Raw genomic sequence first — 17584 nt, 5'->3', positions numbered from 1 at the left:
AATGACTGAAGACAAGACCGCTGGGCAGACCGCGCACTTCATGGCGCTGGCCCACTACTACCCGGCAGCCGGCAACGAGGCACAAGTGCTCGAGTTGCTGGTCGAGCTGACCGAGGCCAGCCGGAGGGAGGCCGGCAACGTGTCCTACGATTTCTACGCCCCCGGTTCGAATGCCGGCGAGATCCTCATCGTGGAGCGCTATGTCGATGCCGATGCGTTCACCGTGCACCGCGAGTCCGAGCACTTCGCGGCCATCGGCAAGGCCAAGATCATCCCGCTGCTGGACAACCGCGTGGTCGAGGAATTCGCCATCTGAGTGGCCCGAGCCGTTCAGCGACTCACCGCGTCGGACCCGGTCGTGAAGGCGGCCAGGTCCGCGCGGGTGGGGTAGCCCTCCCAGTCGCCGTGGCTCAGGCAGGCGAAGGCGCCGACCTGGGCGCCCAACTCCAAGCACTGCGCCACGTCCAACCCGTCCAGCCGGGCATCGATGAAGCCGGCGGCGAAGCCATCGCCGGCACCCACCGTGTCGACTGCCGCCACGGGCACCGCTGCTTGGAAGATCGGCTTCCCGTCCACCAGCGCATGGGCGCCGTTGGCCCCGTCCTTGATCACCGGCAGGCCTGAGCCCAGCTCGGCCAGGCCGCGCAGCAGGGTTTCGATGTCATCCTCCTGAGTACCCAGGACCAGCTGGGCCTCCTCGGGACCGGCGAAGACGATATCGGCCAGCGCGGCGAACTCACGGTAGACCGGCCGGGCCGCGGCCTCGGTCCACAGCCTGCCGCGGTGGTTGACGTCGAAGGACACCGGCACCCCGGCGGCACGGGCCACCCGGGCGGCATGGAAGGCCGTATCCCTGGCCGATTCCGAGATCGCCAGGGTGATGCCCGTGATGTGCAGGGCCCCGGCCTGGGCGATCAGATCGTCCGGCACATCGGCCGGTGTCATGCGCGAGGCCGCCGAACCCTTCCGGTAATACGTCACCGACTGCCGCCCCGGCAGGGGAGTGGTCTTGACCATCAGACCGGTGGGTGCGCCCTCGGCGTAATCCTGGTGCACTGCGACAACGCCCTCGGCGCGCAGCTCGCGCATGATGAGCCGGCCGAAGTCGTCATCGCCCACCCAGCTGATCCACGCCGCCGGCCGGTCCAACCTGGCCAGGGCAATCGCGAAGTTCGACTCGGCCCCGCCCATGCCCGCGACCAGTGCGGACCCGGGGGCCAGGCGCCCGGCCTGCCCCGCCCGGATCAAGCCCATGGTCTCGCCGATGCTGACGACGTGCCGGAACTCCATCATGCGTTCAGTGCCGCCACGAACTCGGCGGTGCGCTGCCGCAGTGCGTCCACCGAACCACCCTTGAACACGTCGCCCAGCAGCGGACCGCCCACGCTCACGGCGGGCGCCCCGGCTGCCAACCAGGCTCGGGCCTCGGCCAGGTCGACGCCACCCGAGGGGATCGCCTGGAGTCCGGGGAATGGTCCCTGCAGATGCTTGTAATAGCCCGCGCCCAGCGTCTGGGCGGGGAAGACCTTCACCGCATCGCAGCCGGCCTCCAGGGCCCGGGCGACCTCGCTGGGGGTCATCACACCCGGCAGGGCGGGGATGCCGGTGGCGTGCGCGGCGGCGACCACGGACTCGTTGAGATTCGGCGCCACCACGAACTTCGCACCCCCGGCCGCAGCCGAGCTCGCCTGCTCGGCGGTGCGCACGGTCCCCACGCCCAGCAAGGCGCCGGGGAACTGCTCGACCAGTTCCGGCAGGGCCTCCAGGGTGCCCGGCGTGGTCAGGGTCAGCTCGATCGCCTCGACCCCGGACTCGACCAGGGCTGCGACGACGGGACGGTAGGCATCGGCGGAACCGGCGCGGAGCACGGCGACGATCTTGCGTCCGTCCAGGGAGGCGATGATGCTGGGGGTAGCGGCTGACATGATGCTCCTGACGCTTGGATTATTTGATGACGATCGGGTTCACGGGTCCGCCGGACCCGTGGCGCAGGCGCAGGGGCGCTGCGACGTAGAAGGCCTCGTAGACACCGTCGGCGGCGCAATCGTCCGCCCAGTCCTCCAGCCACAGGGCCTCGTGGAACAGGATCCCCAGATTTCGCTGCAGCACCACGTGCAGCGGATAGTCCGCCGCCACGGTCGACGAATGCGCCTGCTCATTGCACAGGGTGTCCGTGCCCAGTCCCGCCACGTCGAACTCGTCGAGGAAGTCCAGCAGCTCCGGCTCGAAACTGAGCCCCGGCTCGTCCACCGGCTCCTCGACTGAGAAGAACGGCGCCGTGCCGGTGCGGACCAGCAGGGTGTCCGCGGCCTGCACCCGGGTGCCCTGGTGTGCCAGGGCGGCCTTCACCTCGGCGATGGTGATGTGCTCACCGCGCGGCACGCGTTCGGTGCCGCGGAAGCGGGGCAGGTCGACCAGCACGGCGCGGCCCACCACACCGTGAGCCGCAATGGCTGCGATGTCTGCGTGCTCCAGCCCGCCGTCGGTGGTGTCAGCCGGCACCCCGGCATAGAGCGTGTCCCCGGCGTAGGCGTGGCCCAGCGCATCGATGTGCGTGGTGCCGTGGCAGGCCAGCATGATCGTGTCGTCGGTCGAGCGCATCCCGCCGGGCACGTCGGCCACGCGCCCGGACACGTAGTCCGCGTGCTCGCGCAGCATCCGGTGCTCGGTGGCCGGCCTGCCCTCGAGCACGGCGTCGCCTGCGGCCGAGTTGAGCACCAGCGCCAGCGAGTACCGCTTGCCCGTGCGGATCGCCGAGGCCGCACGCAGGACGTTGGCCGCGTCGAGCAGATTCGCCCGGCCCAGCTCATCGCCGGCCGGCCAGCGGTCCCACTGCCGGGGCCCGGAGAAGAGTTCGCCGCCCAGATCCATTATTCGATGAGCCCGGAGTTGATGATGCGCCGGATGCCCTCGGTCAGGTCCGCTTCCGAGGAAGCCAGGGCCAGCCGGATCGCGCTCTTGCCCGAGGGTCCGAAGGCGGGCCCCGGGCCAACCGCGACGCCGTGGTCGATCACGAGCTGCTCTGCGATCTGCTGGGCGTCCCCGTGCGTGTCCACCCACAGGTAGAAGGCGCCGTCGGGGGCGGTGACCTCGATGCCGGCGTCGGCGAACAGGCGCTGGGCCAGCTTGGCGCGTTCGCCGTAGCGGGCGCGCTTCGGTCACGAAGTCCTGCGGGCCGGTCAGGGCCTCCAGGGCCGCGTACTGGGCGGGGGTGTTGACGCAGGAGACCACGGGCTCCTGGATCTTGGTCAGCGCATCGGTCAGCGCATCGGGCACGACCAGATAGCCCACGCGCCAGCCGGTCATCGCATACGTCTTGGAGAAGGAGTACACGCTGATCACGCGGCTGTGTGCCGGGACCTGGTCGTCGGGCAGGCCCAGCGCATCGGCCTCGACTCGGCCCATGGAGACCATGGTGCCGTTGAAGACCAACTGGTCGTAGACCTCGTCGGCGAGGATCCACAGGTCGTGGCGGACCGCGAAATCGTAGATCTCGCGCAGGTTCTCCTGGCTGAGCAGGGTGCCCAGCGGGTTCGAGGGCGAGTTGATCATGATCGCCCTGGTCGCGGGCGTGACCATCGATTCCAGCACCTGCACGTCGATCGCGCCGGTGCGCGTGTCCATCGGGTAGAGCTGTTCGGTCACCCCCAGGATCTTGGCCATCATCGAATAGTTCGGCCAGCTGGGGTCCGGGATCATGACCGCGTCCCCGGCCTGCGCGACACTGGCCAGGACCGTGAACAGGCCCTCCACCGCACCATTGGTCACGACGATGTTCGACCAGTCGGCCGGCACCCGGTTGACCGTGGTGACCTTGTGCGCCAGGGCCTTGCGCAGGGGCACGATGCCCGCGTTCGGCTCATAGTGCGTGTGGCCATCGGTCATCGCCTTGGCGGCTGCCGCGTTGATGTTCGCGGGCGTGTCGGCATCGGGTTCGCCGACCTGCAGGGTGATGGTGCCGGGCCGGGCCGCGGCCAGTTCTCCAATGCGACGGATTCCGGAGGCGGGCATGTTCGCGATAGCGGGGGAGAAATACATGTGGTCAGTCTCTCATGCGCGGTCTTCGGCGTTCGTGGCTGCCTCGGCGTCCGTGTCCGAGGCGAAAACGGCGTCGGCCGGGGGTGCGGTCTCCTCCTCTTCGGGGTGCACGCCGAGCTTCTTGGCGAAGCGGACCAGGTAGCCGTCGGGGTCCTGCACGAGGAACTGGCGGTAGCCGCGGGCCAGGCCGTCCTGCACGGGCCATTCCTCGCTCATATCCTCGAAGATCGGGTAGCCGGCGGCCACCAGCTCATTGCGCAGCGCGTCGGGGTCGTCGATGAAGATCTTGAAGTTGACCCCGCGGCCCAGCGGCGGATCGAAGGGGCCGGTGGACCAGTGGCGGGTGGCCTGGCAGATCATGATCTCGGCCTCGCCGATGCGCAGGTAGTCGTGCGCCTCGCGGTGCATGACGACCTCGCTGGGCAGCAGGTCGACCCAGAAGGTCCGGGATTTGGCGATGTCGAGGACCATGAGTTCCGGCACCAGGTGGCTGCGGCCGCCGTCGAGGTCGAAGGGTTCCATGGGTTTTCTCCTTTTAGAAGACGTTGAAGTCGTTGACGAGTTCGATCTGGCGGGTGCGCGCGGCGGACACGACGCGGTCCACGTCCACGGTCAGAACCTCGCCGCCGGACACGACGGTGCGCCCGTCGACCAACACGGTATCGACATCGTGACCGGTCGCGCCATCGACCAGGTAGCTGAACGGGGTGACCGAAACCGAGGCGTCGACGCTGTCGAGGTCGAGCAGCACGATATCGGCCCTGGCCTCGGCGGTCAGCTGGCCGATCCGCCCGGCCATGCCCAGCGCGGCGGCGCCGCCTCGGGTGGCCATCTGCAGGGCCTCGTCCGGGGCGATCGCGTCGAGTTCGTGCACCACGGGGCCGTAGGTGTACTGCTGGCCCATGGTCACGCCCGAGGCGATGCGGAACATGTCGAGCATCCCCTGGCTGGTCGCGGCGCCGTCGGTGCCAAGGCCGATCGGGACGCCGGCGCGCCAGTACTCCAGGGCGCGCGGGGTGCCGAAGTTGTAGTTGTTGCGGCAGTGGGCCACGCTGGGGCCGTATTCGCGGAACTTCTGCACGTCCCAGGGGGTCGCGTAGACGGCGTGGGCGGCGTGCAGGGTCTCATCGAAGACACCCAGGTCGATCAGGAAGTCGATGGGGCGCTTGCCGTAGCGGGCCACCGCGTAGTCGATCTCATCGGTACCCTCCAACAGGTGGGAGTGGACCTTGGCACCGCGGGCCAGCGCCTCGGCGTGGATCGTGGTGATGAGCTCCGGGGAGCAGTTCATGATCTGGCGCAGCGCCATGGAACCGGTGATCAGGCCGCCTGCGGGGTAGTCCTCGACCAGGCGGATGTTCTCCTCGATCGCCTCGTCGGTGGTCATCCGCATGGACTCGGGGATCTCCGTGGAGTCGTCCAGGGTGGACCGGCCGATCATCCCGCGCATTCCGGTGGCCAGGGCCGCGCGCGCGGTGTGGTGCGGGTGGGGGCCGCCGGCGTCGTAGAAGGTGGTGGTGCCGTGGGCCAGCATGTTCGCCGCCGCCAGCTGCATGGACAGTTCCATGTCCTCACCCGAGAGATTCGCCTCGAAGGGGATGAGGTAGCGGCGCCACACGGGCCATTCCTGCTTGCCCTTGCGCTGCAGTTCGGGGAACAGGCCCTTCATCATGGTCTGCGCGATGTGGGTGTGGGCGTCGATCAGGCCGGGCATCGCCAGCCGGTGGCGCCCGTCGATGACCTCGGCGGCGGTGTAGGCGGCTGCGATGTCCGCGGCCTCGCCGACCGCGGTGATCGCGTCGTCTGCGATCGCGATCGAGCCGTCCGCCAGGACGGTGCCGGCGTCGTCGAAGGTGACGATATAGGCATGTTCGACGATGGTGTCGACGGTTTTGGGTGCGGTCACAGGGCGGCTCCTAGGAATATGCCAATACATGTGTATCGATGGCAAGAGTTTGTCAGCTCAGCCGGTAAGACGTTCAATAGTTGCCAGGATAGCAACGGCGAAATATGCTATGCAACACCAGTCATCGCGCCTTCACGGCACCCTCTTACCGGAGATTTCGGAGTCCTTCATGGCGACAGACCGCCCCACCCCTGTACCTACCAGCCCGGGCGGCAATGCGCCCGGTGTCCAGGTGAATGACCTGGAGAAGGTCTTCCACACCCGCTCCGGCGACGTCACAGCGCTGACCGATGTGAGTTTCGCGATGAGCCGCGGCGACTTCGTGTCCATCATCGGACCATCGGGCTGCGGTAAGTCCACCGTGATGCGCGTCCTCGGTGGCCTGGACACGGAATTCTCCGGCACCGCCACGATCCACGGGCAGAGCCCCGACGCGGTCCGCCGGGCCCACCGGGTGGGCGTGGCCTTCCAGGATTCCGCGATGATGCCCTGGCGCACGGTGCGGGGGAACCTGGAACTGCCGTACAAGATCGCAGGGGAAACCGTGGACACCTCCCGGGTGGACGAACTGTTGGAATTGGTGGGCCTGAGCAATTTCGCCAAGGCCTACCCCAGCCAGCTCTCCGGCGGCATGCGCCAGCGCGCCAGCATCGCGCGCGCCCTGGTCCGTACCCCCGAGGTGCTGCTGCTCGACGAGCCCTTCGGCGCCCTGGACGATGTCACCCGCCAGCGGATGAACTTCGAACTCCAGGACATCTGGCTGGCCTCCCAACCCACCACCCTGATGGTCACCCACTCGATCCCCGAGGCCGTGCTGCTCAGTGACCGCGTCATCGTGATGAGCGGGCGCCCCGGCACGATCGCAGCCGTCTACGAGGTCCCGATTCCGCGCCCGCGCACCGCCGAGACCCTGCGCAGCCCCGAGTTCCACCGGGTCGTCGACGAGATCTCCGACATCCTGTTCGGCGAGGACGCACAGTGACCCGCCTGGTCCGCACTACCCGCTATGCGGGCGTACTGGTGCTGGTCGTGGTGGTCTGGTGGCTGACCGCACTGGCCTTCGAATCGCGCGGCGGGGTGGTTCCGGGACCCGGCGCCGTGTTCAGCCGGCTGTTCGCCGACGGCTGGGACTTCTACGGCCGCAATCTGCTGGCCACCCTGGGCGAGGCCGCCCAGGGCTTCGTCTGGGGCAACGGCCTGGCGATCCTGCTGGGAGCGCTCACCGCGTTCTTCCCCGTGATCAGGCCCTTCGTATCCCAGCTGGCGCTCTTCGCCTACAGCGTGCCGATCGTGGCGATCGGCCCGATTCTGGTCACCGCCCTGCACGGGCGCACCCCGATGGTCGTGCTGTCTGCCGCCGCGGTCCTCTTCATCACCCTGAACAACGTCATCGACGGCCTGGCCATGAGCGATAAGGGCACGCTGTCGATCGTCGACTCCCTGGGCGGGTCGAAGGGTCAGAAACTGCGCTTCGTGCGCTGGTGGTACGCCCTGCCCAATCTGTTCTCCGGTTTGAAACTGGCAGTACCCGGTGCCCTGATGGGTGCGATCTTCGGTGAGTACCTGGGCCGGGTGGACAACGGACTGGGCGTTGTCCTGGTGCGTGCCCAGAAGGAACTGGAGATCGACCGGGCCTGGGGCATCATCGTCGTCATGGTGCTGGTCTCGAGCATCGGGTATGCGATCGTCGCGTGGATCGGCAAGCGCCTGCTGCGCTGGGCTGCGGACATCACGCCCGTGCAGTCCAGCCCCGATCAGCGGATCTGGGTCAACGTCTTCGGCATCATCGGCTCGGCCATCGTGCTGGTGGCGATCTGGTGGGTGGGCATCGGCCTGGCCGATATGAACCCGGTGATCGGCAAGTCCCCGCTGGACGTGGCCGGCTACCTGTTCGCGGCCGATCCGACCGGTCGCGCCGAGGTCTTCCACAATCTGTGGATCACCCTGGGCGACGCCGGGGGCGGGTTCGCCGTCGGCATCGTGCTGGCGATCCTGTGCGCCCTGCTGGCCACCCGCGTGAGCTGGTTCGCCGACCTCATCATGCCGATCGCCATGATCTTGCGAGCCGCCCCCTTGGTGGCGATCGCCCCGATCATGTTCATCGCGATCGGCCGGTCCTACACCGCGGTGACGGTGATCGTCGCGATCATCGTGTTCTTCCCCGCCTTCCTCATCATGCTCGAGGGCATGGCCACGGCGCCCAAGGCGCTGCTGGGGATCGTCGACTCGCTGGGCGGGAAGTCCGGTGCGCAGGCGCGCTTCGTGGTGCTGCCGGCCTCGGTGCCGTATCTGTTCTCCGCCCTGCGGGTGACCCTGCCGAACGCCATCATGGGCGCGCTGATGGCCGAATGGCTGGCCACCGGCACAGGCCTGGGCGCCGCCTTCATCCAGGACGTCACCAAGTTCAACTTCGCGGGCCTGTGGTCCGGCGTCGTCTTCGCGACCGCCGCGTCCGTGATCCTCTATGCGCTGGTCGATTTCATCGAAATCGCCTACCGCCGGTCCAGGAGGCTGGTATGAAACTCTTCTCCAAGCGCCGGGGCCTGTCCCTGGGCGCCGTGCTCACCGCAGGCGTCATGGCCCTGACCGGCTGCGGGTCCGTGGCCGACACCAGCGAGTTCGGCGAACTCTATGTGCGCCTGTCCTGGCAGAAGGACATCACCGCGGCCGGCGCCTACTTCGCCGATCAGCACGGCTACTACACCGACGAGGGCTTCTCCAAGGCGGAGCTGCTCTCCGGCGGCCAGGCCTCGCCCCCGGTGGCCAGCGACGTGGTGCAGGGCAATGCGCTCTACGGCATCGACGGGCCCGACTACGCCGCCCAGGCGATCAAGGCCGGCGCTCCGCTGTCGATCGTGGGCTGCCAGTACCAGGAGACGCCGATCGCGGTGATCTCCGCGGCTGATTCCGGGATCGCCGGGGCCAAGGATCTGGTGGGCAAGAAGATCGCGGTCCAGGACGCGAATCAACCGGTCATCCAGGCGATCTTCGAGGCCAATAAGATCGACCCGAAGTCCGTGACCGTGGTGCCCTGGCAGGGTGATGCGACGACCCTGGCCGGCGGCGAGGTCGACGCGGTGCTGGCCTTCGGGCCGGAGTACATGGTGGCGCTGAACAACATCGGCTTCGATTACCGGCGCGATCTGGTCAGCCAGTTCGGGATCCACAATATGACGTACTGCTATGAGGTCACCGGCGATGCGCTGAAGACCAAGCGACCGCAGATCAAGGCGGCGCTGAAGGCCGAGGTGCGCGGTTGGCGCGATGCTCTGGCAGATCCGGACCAGGCCGCGGACTACGCCCTGCACACCTACGGCAAGGACCTGGGGCTCGACGCGGATGCGCAGAAGAAGATCCTGTGCGCGGACTCGCAGATCATGGTCACCGATGAGACGCGCAAGAACGGGCTGTTCACGATGAGCGATGACCTGATCGAGAAGAACATGCAGTCACTGGCCCAGTCGGGGTTCGGCGATATCAAGCGCGAGGACCTGTTCGACACCTCGCTGCTCGACGAGATCTACCGGGAGAACCCGGAGCTGAAGGAAGTGCCGCGGGTCGGGTGCAAGCCCGCCGACATGCTCGACCACTGAGGCTGGTGTCCAACGGTCACCACAGGCCGGTGTCCTTGACGTTCTGCGAGTAGTAGTCGACGCGCACATCGGCGACCCGCTGATCGGCCAGCACCGCGTCGATCGCACGGGTCATCTCCGCCTGGTCCGCGGCCAGGAACTCGACGGTCACGGCGGCAGGGCCGGTCACCTCGGACACCCAGGAAGTCGCCGGGTGCACGGCCAGGGTGCGGGCCAGGCCGCCGGCGTCGCGGTGCACCCGGATACTGACCCCTGCATAGTAGTCCAGGCCCAGGGCCGCGGGCTTGACGCGGCACTGCATGCGCACGCCCGGTGAGCTGAGCAGCCGGTTGACGCGGCGGCGGGCGGTGGACAGCGGAATGGCCACGGCCTCGGCGATCTGGGTCAGGGTGGCGCGGCCATCGGCGCGCAGCACGTGCAGGATCTCCCGGTCCGTATCGTCCACCGCCTCCAGGGCGGTGCCGCCCAGCCACTGGGTGGGGGAGTGCTCGGCCGTGGCCGAGGTCCCCGGCAGTCGGAAGGTGCTGGCCGAGCGCGGGCCGATATAGGAGCGCATGACGATCGCCGACTCCAGTGCGTCGACGCCCGGCCAGGAGCGGATCTCATCGGTCAGGGTAAGGAATTCGGCGGGCGTGGCGCAGTTGATCTGGGCGACGGCGGTGCGCCCGTCGATGGTCAGGGTCGCCCAGTTCACTCCGTGTTTGGCCGCCAGGCGCACGCCGATGTCCGTATGCAGTGCGCGCGAGTGCAGCCACAGGAAGCCCACGACTGACTGGTCCAGCAGTGCGGGGTCGACCAGGGTGGTGATCTGCACGGTGTCGGAGTCCAGGAGGTGGGCCAGGCACCGGCGCGCGGTGGCGTATTCGATGCCGGCGGCCTCGGCGATCTCCGTTGCCGTGGCCCGCCCGGATGCGCGCAGACAGGCGACGATCCGCAGGTCCGTATCGTCGAGCAGGGGAACGGCGTGGTCTTCCATAGTGGTGTTCAGCCTATATCGCTTCTCGCGCGGGGCCCGCGCTCAGGACCAGCGCTCGTCGGAGATGACGAAACCGGGGCCCAGCTCGCGGCGCAGGCGCTCGATCACCGCATCGCCGCGGCGGTACCAGTCATTGCGGTTGGCCTCGGCGTCCCATACGGCGTCGCCGGTGTCGTCGAAATCGTAGTGCGCCGTCCAGAACTCCATGAGCCGATGCGAGAGACGGCCCAACTCCGCGGACAGTCCCAGGTCGGCCGGCTCGAGGTTGTATAGGGGGTTGCCGGTCTCCCAATAGGGTGAATCCTGGCCCCACTCCTCGAAGAACCGGATCGTTCTGCGCCCCTGCGCATCGAGCACCGGCTCCTCGCCGTCCTCCGTGCCGGTCGCGGAGCCATCCGGGTCGCCGGCGTTGAAGACCTCCCCGCTGAGCGGGGCATAGGCGGACCACCGGTCCTCGGGTTCCCGGCCCATCGGCTCGGTCCCTACTTCCCGAAGTCAGCTGGGTCGCGCGGTGCGATCCACAGGCCGTGGGCCCTGGCGGTGATCTGCCCGCCGGCTGAGACCTCGGCGGCCATAAAGCGTTTGCGGCCCTCCTCGCGGTCGATCCAGCCGCGGAACACCAGCGGTGTGTTCAGGGGAGTGGCGGCGTCGTAGGTGATCGTCAGCTCCCTGGTGTAGGACGGGCGGCGCCCGTTCACATGGGCCGCGGCACCTGCGACCCGGTCGAAGCAGGCGGCGATGATCCCGCCGTGCACGCGGTTCGGCGGGCCCTGGTACTGCAGGGGCAGGGAGGCCTCGCCCACGGCGATATCGCCCTCGTAGCGGATCGGCATGGGCGGGGCGATCGGATTGCGCGCCGAGGCGATCGGGTTGATGCCCGTGGACACGTAGACCGACTGCGGGAACGGATCGTCGACCGTGACGTCCTGCGGTGCCGCCGAGGTCCGGGCCAGCTCCGCAGCTACCTCGCGCACGCGGCCCGCCAGAGCCGCATCGTCGTCGAGCGTGGTCAGCGCTGCGGTGAGTTCGCGGGTCAGGCGGGCCGTGTGTTCGGCGTACGGTGTCGTCGTCAGGGGGTATTCAGTGTCAGTCGTCACCGTTCATTTGTATCACCGTCACTTCCAGGTCCAGAAGTTCCAGAAGGCGTTCGGTGCGACCGGGATGGAGCTGACGCCCTGCAGGGACTCCTTGTTCGCCACGATTTCCGGGAACTGGAAGATCGGCAGGCCGAAGGCGTCGTCGACCATGTTCTTCTCGATCTGGCCCTGCATCTCGATTTGCTTTGCCGGGTCGGTCTCCGTCAGCAGCTTGTCGTAGAGGCCGTCGACGGTGGTGTTCTTGTAGCCGCTGGTCATCTGCTGGCCATTGGAACGGTACTTCTGGTCGGTCTGTGACACGCCCAGGTGCTCATTGCCCCAGCCGTAGAACACCGCATCATACTTCGAGGTGTCGTCCATGTTCTCGCTCCACTTGGCATCTGCGCCGTCGATGACCTGGAAGCCGGCGGACTCCGCGGACTCCTTGATCAGCTGGAAGATCTGCTCGCGGCGGGCATTGCCCTTGGCGTAGAGGATCCTGACCTTGGGCTTGGAGGCCCCGGCGTCGGCCAGCAGCTGCTTGGCCTTGTCCACATCGGTGGAGCCGTAGGTCGATTCCATGCCGTTGGCCGCGGTGACCTTGCCGTAGCCGTCCGACCCGGGCACCTGAGTGTAGGAGTTGCGGACAGCGGCATCGTCCTTGAGCGGCTTGATGATCGTGTCGACAATCTTCTGCCTGGGCAGGGCAGACAGGAACGCCTGGCGGACCTTGAGCGCCTTGGCCCTGTCTCCGCCGTAGGTCTTCGGGTCGAAGGGACCGCCGTTGTCCATCACCAGGTCGATGTGTTCGAAGGTGTCGGAGTTCTGCACATTGACCTGGGTGCCGTCGATGCCCTGGACCGATTTGAGGATGTCGGCGGTGGCCTGCGGGTTGATCAGGTCGACCTCGCCGTTCTGCAGTGCCTGGACGGCGGCCGTGGGATCCTCGTTGTAGCGGAAGGTGACGGTCTTGAAGTCGGACTTCCGTTCGCCCTCGTAGTCGTCGCGGCGGGACAGGGTGAGGAACTGGCCCTCCTGGTATTCGGTCATCTGGTAGGGACCGGTGTTGACCAGTAAGTCCTTGTCCTCGGGCAGCTTGGTGAAGCTGTACCCGGTGTTCCAGAAGGTCGCGACCTTGTTCAGCGCGGCGTTGTCCTTCTTCCTGAAGGCCTCGGTCAGGGCCGCTGCGGCCTCGCTTGGGTCGTCGACGCCCAGGGCCTTCTTGGCCACGATGTGCGCCGGATTGCCCGAATCCTGCAGGGTCAGGTTGACGTCCCAGTCCGCGAAGGGCTTGGAGTATTCGACGGTGACGGTCTTGCCGTCCTCGGACACCTCCGGGAACTTCTTGATCAGGGCCAGACCCTGATCGTTGGCGTTGAAGACCACGTCGTTCGCGCCGACCTTCTTGATGCTGCCGTCGTCCTTGGTGGCCTTGCCCAGGTCGATGGTGTTGAAGTTGCCGCTGCGTGCGCCCCAGGCCAGGATCATGTCCGCGGCGGTGTAGGGCACGCCGTCGGACCACTTCGCGGTGTCGGCGATCGTGTACTTGACCTTCATCGGGTTGTCGGAGATCTTCTCGACGGTGCCGAAGCTCGTGTTGTCGTGGAGTTTGAGGTCGTCACCGTAGTACTTGAATGAATCGCTCATGAAGTAGGTGACGTTCTGGTTGGCGGTCGCCGAGGTCGTGGTGGTGTGGCCGTTGAGGGAGAAGAACGGCTGGTTCCACATGATCTTGACTTCTTTGTCCTGGTCCGCCGCAGCAGCGCCCGAACCACTGTTGTTCGGCGCACATCCGGTCAGGGCCAGGCTCAGCGCCGCTATGGCGGCGATGCCCGATGTCAGCAGATGTTTCTTCACGGGAGTGTCCTTACTGTGTCCGAGGGGCTGATGCTTTTACATAACGTCTTATAAAGGTATACCATTGATTGTGACACAACACACCGCTGATCCCAAGCACTTTCCAGTGATGACTTTTCAGCGACCCGAGTAGATCCGAGCAGGAGACGGAACCATGAGCGACACCGTGCACCCCACCGACATCATCGAAGCCCAGCTGGCCAGAGCGATCGCCGCCATCACAGCCAAGACGGACATCAAGAACGTGTTCTTCGCGGCCTGCGGCGGCTCCAACGCCACCTTGCAGCCGGCCGCCTACACGCTGCAGGAACAGACCGGAGAGGTCTCGGCGCTGGCGCTCAACGCCCGCGAATTCACCACCCGCGCGCCGAAGGCCCTGGGCCCGCACAGCCTGGTCATCACCTGCTCGCATTCCGGCAACACCCCGGAGACGGTCGCCGCAACGGAATTCGCCAGGGCGGCGGGCGCCACCACCATCGCGCTGACCAATCTGGAGGGCTCGCCCCTGGACGAGGCCGCCGAATACACGATCTTCTACCAGCACGGCGAGGGCAAGCAGTACGCCTACACCGGCAGCCCCCTGCTGTACCGCCTGACCTGGGCGATCCTCGACCACGTCAACGGCACGCAGATCGCACCGGCGGCCGACGCGGCAGTTGCGGCATTCGACGACATCGTCGCCGCCACCACCCCCGGATACGTCGAGCAGGCCGATAAGTGGGCGTTCGCGCACCGCCGCGATGAACTCATCTACACCCTGAGCTCCGGGGTGAACTATTGGCAGGGCTATTCCTTCTCCATCTGCTTCCTGCAGGAGATGCTGTGGGTCCACTCGCAGGGGATCAACAGTGCTGAGTACTTCCACGGCCCCTTCGAGATCACCGATTTCGACGTGCCCTTCATCGAATTGCTGGGTCTGGGCGAGGCCCGCGCGATCGATCAGCGCGCGCACGACTTCGTGATCCAGCACGCCGACTCCGTCGTCACCCTGGACGCCGCGAGCTGGGACCTGTCCGCTGTGGACGAGGCCCTGCGCCCCAGCTATGCCCAGCTGGTCTTCGGCCCCGTGCTGCGCGTGTTCGCCGACGCCCTGTCGGACCACCGCGGCCACCCGATGTCAGTGCGCCGCTACATGTGGCGCATGGAGTACTGAGGGGAAGGCGGGCACAGTCATGGCAGACGTCCTGGGGATCGGCGATGCGGTCGTCGACATCTACCGCGATCGGACCACCGCCTACCCCGGCGGCAATGCTCTGAACGTGGCGGCCTATTCGAGGCTGTTCTACGGTTCGCTGGCGGGTTTCGCCGGGATACTGGGCACCGACGGCTACGGCGACCATGTCGCCGACACGCTGTCTGGCATCGGCGTCGACGTGTCGAGGATCCGGCGGGCGGTCGGTGAGACCGGGCGCACCCTGGTCGACCTGGCCGCCGACGGCGACCGGGTGTTCCTGGCCTCGAACCGGGGTGGGGTGCAGCACGACGTGCGGCTGCGTCTGACCGATGAGGACATGGAGCTGGCGGGGGAGTTCGCCGCCGTGCACACCTCGATCGACTCCGGGATCGAACCCTATCTGCCCCAGCTGGCGCAGCGGGCCACCGTGTCCTACGACTTCTCGGAGCGCTCCTACAAGCCGATGGACATGACCCTGCTGCCGCATGTGGAGTGCGCATTCGTGTCCGCCAGCGGGTGGAGCCCGGAAGAGCGCACGGAGTTCGCCCGCGCCTGCTTCGCCCACGGGGCCACGGTCCTGGTGCTCACCGCAGGTGCCGCCGGAGCCCACGGGTACACGGCGGACGGCGAGTTCTACGCCCCGAGCCACGCGGTCGAGGCGGTGGACGCCCTGGGCGCCGGCGATGGTTTCATCACCGGTTTCCTGCATTCCTGGACGGCCGCGCACGACCCCGTCGCAGCTCTGGCGGCCGGAGCCGAGGCCGGGGCCAGGGCCTGCGGGTACCGGGGTGCCTTCGACTGCGGCACGCCGGCCAGTACCGCCGAGATGGACATCATGCTGGCCACCAACCCGCACATCGCGTAGGGGCCGGAACCCGGTAGGGCACAATGGCAGGTGTGAGCACAGTGCAGCCCGGCATCCCCCGTTATCTGCAGATCCGCAATGATCTGCGCGCCAGGATCGACGCGGGTGAGTTCCAGAACGGGCAACTGCTGCCGGCGGAGCCGAAGCTGCAGGAACACTACGGGGTCTCCCGCATCACCCTGCGCAAGGGGGTCGAGGAGCTGGCGAAGGAGGGCTACGTCTCGAAGCAGCCGGGACGCGGCACCTTCGTCACCCACAGCTCCTTCACCACCAGCCTGATGACTCTGGGCGGGTTCGGGAAGCTGCCGGAGAAGTTCCAGGGAACGCCGCGGCGCCGGGTGCTGGAGAAGCTGCGCGAAGGCGCCGATGTCCGGGTCGCCGCCCTGTTGGAAGTCCGGCTGGGCACTCCCGTGGTGGGGCTGCGCCGGCTGCTACTCGACGGGGAAAACGTCATCGCCTACGACGTCACCCACTATCCGGAGCTGCTGCTGCCGGGCTTTTTGGACAAGATCGACGACGACGTGTCGACCTTCGCCGTGCTGGCGGCCGACTACGGCTATGTGGAGACCACCTCGGGCGGCACGATCGGCGCCGAAGTCGCTACCGGGACCGAGGCCGAACTGCTGGGGGTGGCGCTAGGGGATCCGGTCCTGCGCATCGACAAGGTGGTCAGAGCCGCGGCGGGAGCCGATGCTGGAACGCCGATCGCGGTGTCCTCCTTCCGCGTCGACCCCTACCGTGTACACGTGGAGTTCTAGGGGGTCCCTACAGCGCTGGGAAGGCGATCGGGTCGCGCGGGGAGATCCACAGCCCGCGCGCCCGGGCGGTGACCTGTCCACCTGCTCTGACCTCGCCGGCCATGAAACGCTTGCGCCCGGACTCCGACTCGATCCAGGCGCGGAACTCCAGGGGCGTATCCAGGGGAGTGGCCGCATCGTAGGTGATCGTCAGCTCGCGGGTGAAGGCCGGGACCCGGCCGCCCACATGGGCGGCGGCGCCGAGCACATCGTCGAAGCACAGGGCCACGATGCCGCCGTGCACGCGGTTGGGCGGGCCCTGGTACTGCAGGCCCAGGGTCACCCGGCCCACCGCCTGCTCGCCGTCGAAGTCGACGTCCACGGGTGGGGCGATGGGGTTGCGGGCCGAGGTCACGGGACCGCGGCCGGCCCCGAAGACCGTGCGGAAGATGAGCGGATCGTCGACGGTCACGTCCTGCGGGGCCGCCGCGGCCTCGGTCAGCCGGGAGGCGATTTCGGCGACCCGGCCGGCCAGGGTGGCGTCATCGGATTCGGCGACGAGGGCCGCGGTGAGTTCGCGGGCTAGCCGCGTCGTGTGCTCAGCGTAGGCGGAGGGCTCATTGATCATACGTTCGTTCTATCAGATCGAGCCCCTCCGCACAGCCGAGCCCCTACTTGGTCAGGTCCACCGCGATGGGGGAGTCGAACAGCCCGCCCTGGAACTCCAGCGTGGTCGGAATGACCTTCTTGGGAACGTCGAAGACCACGATGCCCTTGTTCGTGTTGCCCGGGTTGATCTGCTCGAACAGGGCGTTGGAATCGGAGATGTAGGCGGCGGCCTCGGAATCGGCGGAGTACTCCGTGCCCTTGGCATCCTTGAGCTTGACGTCGGTGTCGGAGAAGTATTCCGCGGAGTCGCCCACGTTCTTGATCGTCATGTTCACCTGGACGAACCGGCCCTGGGCCTTCTTGCCGATGTACTCATTGCCGACCTTGGTCTTGTCCTTGCCCACCTTGGTGACGGTGACCTGGAGGTTCCCGCTGGTCACGGCGTCGCCGACCTGCGCGGACTTCTGAGCGTCCTTGCCGGAGCCCGCCGCGGACCCGCCGGACGCGCTGTCGGAGCCACCGCCGAGAATCGAGGCGCACGATGCGATGACGACGATGAGCACCACGATGATCAGGCCCAGGCAGCCGAACCCGGCGATCTTCTTGCCCTTGCCCTTCTTGGGCGGGATCGGTGCGGGGTAGGAGGGGTAGGGGTTCGGGGGAGGAGTGGTCATGGCCGATCCGTTTCTGTTCGGGTTTCTCTTGCCCCTCAAGACTCGCGGTCCGGCCGGGCCCCGCACATCCTTCGATCGG

General features: G+C 67.4%; 19 protein-coding genes and 1 pseudogene. 7 read left to right on the top strand and 13 right to left on the bottom strand.

What is annotated here, in order from left to right; translation table 11 throughout:
* Nucleotide 1: 1 nt before the first annotated feature.
* Entirely contained in the window at nucleotides 2-316 is a 315-nt protein-coding gene (locus NQ036_RS02360) for a putative quinol monooxygenase (protein WP_257056957.1), read from the top strand.
* A 14-nt stretch (nucleotides 317-330) separates the two neighbouring features.
* Here NQ036_RS02360 and NQ036_RS02355 read toward each other — a convergent pair whose 3' ends face one another.
* The 7 genes and pseudogenes from NQ036_RS02355 to NQ036_RS02335 form a co-directional block, all read right to left on the bottom strand.
* Complete coding sequence (locus tag NQ036_RS02355) at nucleotides 331-1293, bottom strand: sugar kinase (protein ID WP_257056956.1); 963 nt, start codon at nucleotides 1291-1293, stop codon at nucleotides 331-333.
* The gene (locus NQ036_RS02350) at nucleotides 1290-1925 is read right to left on the bottom strand and encodes a bifunctional 4-hydroxy-2-oxoglutarate aldolase/2-dehydro-3-deoxy-phosphogluconate aldolase (protein WP_257056955.1); all 636 of its coding nucleotides are present in this window, start codon (nucleotides 1923-1925) and stop codon (nucleotides 1290-1292) included. Before NQ036_RS02350 ends, NQ036_RS02355 begins: the two co-directional genes overlap by 4 nt.
* Before the next feature lie 19 nt (nucleotides 1926-1944).
* The gene (locus NQ036_RS15790; RefSeq protein ID WP_373566577.1) at nucleotides 1945-2577 is read right to left on the bottom strand and encodes a cyclase family protein; all 633 of its coding nucleotides are present in this window, start codon (nucleotides 2575-2577) and stop codon (nucleotides 1945-1947) included.
* A 293-nt stretch (nucleotides 2578-2870) separates the two neighbouring features.
* Nucleotides 2871-3095, bottom strand: a complete 225-nt coding sequence (locus NQ036_RS15785) for an aminotransferase class I/II-fold pyridoxal phosphate-dependent enzyme (protein WP_373566576.1) — start codon at nucleotides 3093-3095, stop codon at nucleotides 2871-2873.
* Between the two features lie 70 nt (nucleotides 3096-3165).
* Nucleotides 3166-4011 (bottom strand): annotated as a pseudogene (locus NQ036_RS15780) (pyridoxal phosphate-dependent aminotransferase); the annotation flags it as partial.
* Between the two features lie 39 nt (nucleotides 4012-4050).
* Nucleotides 4051-4560: a hypothetical protein gene (locus NQ036_RS02340; RefSeq protein WP_257056953.1), complete on the bottom strand. Its 510-nt coding sequence runs from the start codon at nucleotides 4558-4560 to the stop codon at nucleotides 4051-4053.
* A gap of 13 nt (nucleotides 4561-4573) precedes the next feature.
* Nucleotides 4574-5944, bottom strand: coding sequence for an amidohydrolase family protein (locus NQ036_RS02335; protein WP_257056952.1), 1371 nt, complete (start codon nucleotides 5942-5944; stop codon nucleotides 4574-4576).
* 169 nt (nucleotides 5945-6113) lie between these two features.
* Here NQ036_RS02335 and NQ036_RS02330 point away from each other — a divergent pair, with 169 nt between their 5' ends.
* From NQ036_RS02330 to NQ036_RS02320, 3 genes are read left to right on the top strand one after another with little or no spacing between them, the layout of a single operon-like run.
* Nucleotides 6114-6926 carry an ABC transporter ATP-binding protein gene (locus NQ036_RS02330; protein WP_257056951.1) on the top strand — a complete coding sequence of 271 codons (813 nt, stop codon included), beginning with the start codon at nucleotides 6114-6116 and terminating at the stop codon, nucleotides 6924-6926.
* A complete protein-coding gene (locus tag NQ036_RS02325) occupies nucleotides 6923-8464 on the top strand; it encodes an ABC transporter permease subunit (RefSeq protein ID WP_257056950.1) in 1542 nt (513 codons plus the stop codon). Before NQ036_RS02330 ends, NQ036_RS02325 begins: the two co-directional genes overlap by 4 nt.
* Nucleotides 8461-9537: an ABC transporter substrate-binding protein gene (locus tag NQ036_RS02320; protein ID WP_257056949.1), complete on the top strand. Its 1077-nt coding sequence runs from the start codon at nucleotides 8461-8463 to the stop codon at nucleotides 9535-9537. The genes NQ036_RS02325 and NQ036_RS02320 overlap by 4 nt, the downstream gene beginning before the upstream one ends.
* A 16-nt stretch (nucleotides 9538-9553) precedes the next feature.
* On the opposite strand, the gene NQ036_RS02315 is transcribed toward NQ036_RS02320, so the two are convergent.
* Genes NQ036_RS02315 through NQ036_RS02300 form a run of 4 tightly spaced genes read right to left on the bottom strand, consistent with a single transcriptional unit; the run spans nucleotide 9554 to nucleotide 13446 of the window.
* On the bottom strand, nucleotides 9554-10513 hold the full coding sequence (locus tag NQ036_RS02315; RefSeq protein ID WP_257056948.1) for an Lrp/AsnC family transcriptional regulator: 960 nt from the start codon (nucleotides 10511-10513) through the stop codon (nucleotides 9554-9556).
* Nucleotides 10514-10555: 42 nt separating this feature from the next.
* Entirely contained in the window at nucleotides 10556-10984 is a 429-nt protein-coding gene (locus tag NQ036_RS02310) for a hypothetical protein (RefSeq protein WP_257056947.1), read from the bottom strand.
* Between the two features lie 11 nt (nucleotides 10985-10995).
* Nucleotides 10996-11610: a PaaI family thioesterase gene (locus tag NQ036_RS15775; RefSeq protein WP_257056946.1), complete on the bottom strand. Its 615-nt coding sequence runs from the start codon at nucleotides 11608-11610 to the stop codon at nucleotides 10996-10998.
* Between the two features lie 18 nt (nucleotides 11611-11628).
* Nucleotides 11629-13446, bottom strand: coding sequence for an ABC transporter family substrate-binding protein (locus NQ036_RS02300; protein ID WP_257056945.1), 1818 nt, complete (start codon nucleotides 13444-13446; stop codon nucleotides 11629-11631).
* Nucleotides 13447-13600: 154 nt separating this feature from the next.
* Between NQ036_RS02300 and NQ036_RS02295 the strand changes: the two genes are divergently transcribed.
* From NQ036_RS02295 to NQ036_RS02285, 3 genes are read left to right on the top strand one after another with little or no spacing between them, the layout of a single operon-like run.
* Nucleotides 13601-14599: an SIS domain-containing protein gene (locus NQ036_RS02295; protein WP_257048143.1), complete on the top strand. Its 999-nt coding sequence runs from the start codon at nucleotides 13601-13603 to the stop codon at nucleotides 14597-14599.
* A gap of 19 nt (nucleotides 14600-14618) precedes the next feature.
* Complete coding sequence (locus NQ036_RS02290) at nucleotides 14619-15485, top strand: PfkB family carbohydrate kinase (RefSeq protein WP_257048144.1); 867 nt, start codon at nucleotides 14619-14621, stop codon at nucleotides 15483-15485.
* Between the two features lie 32 nt (nucleotides 15486-15517).
* Nucleotides 15518-16243 carry a GntR family transcriptional regulator gene (locus tag NQ036_RS02285; protein WP_257048146.1) on the top strand — a complete coding sequence of 242 codons (726 nt, stop codon included), beginning with the start codon at nucleotides 15518-15520 and terminating at the stop codon, nucleotides 16241-16243.
* A 7-nt stretch (nucleotides 16244-16250) separates the two neighbouring features.
* On the opposite strand, the gene NQ036_RS02280 is transcribed toward NQ036_RS02285, so the two are convergent.
* Both NQ036_RS02280 and NQ036_RS02275 read right to left on the bottom strand, forming a co-directional pair.
* Nucleotides 16251-16850, bottom strand: coding sequence for a PaaI family thioesterase (locus NQ036_RS02280; protein WP_257048147.1), 600 nt, complete (start codon nucleotides 16848-16850; stop codon nucleotides 16251-16253).
* 43 nt (nucleotides 16851-16893) lie between these two features.
* The gene (locus NQ036_RS02275; RefSeq protein ID WP_257048149.1) at nucleotides 16894-17505 is read right to left on the bottom strand and encodes a DUF4352 domain-containing protein; all 612 of its coding nucleotides are present in this window, start codon (nucleotides 17503-17505) and stop codon (nucleotides 16894-16896) included.
* Nucleotides 17506-17584 lie beyond the last annotated feature (79 nt).

This window comes from Brevibacterium sp. 91QC2O2 (genome assembly GCF_024580695.1).
GTDB classification, from domain to species: domain Bacteria; phylum Actinomycetota; class Actinomycetes; order Actinomycetales; family Brevibacteriaceae; genus Brevibacterium; species Brevibacterium moorei.
This window is presented reverse-complemented; position numbering and strand designations above follow the sequence as displayed.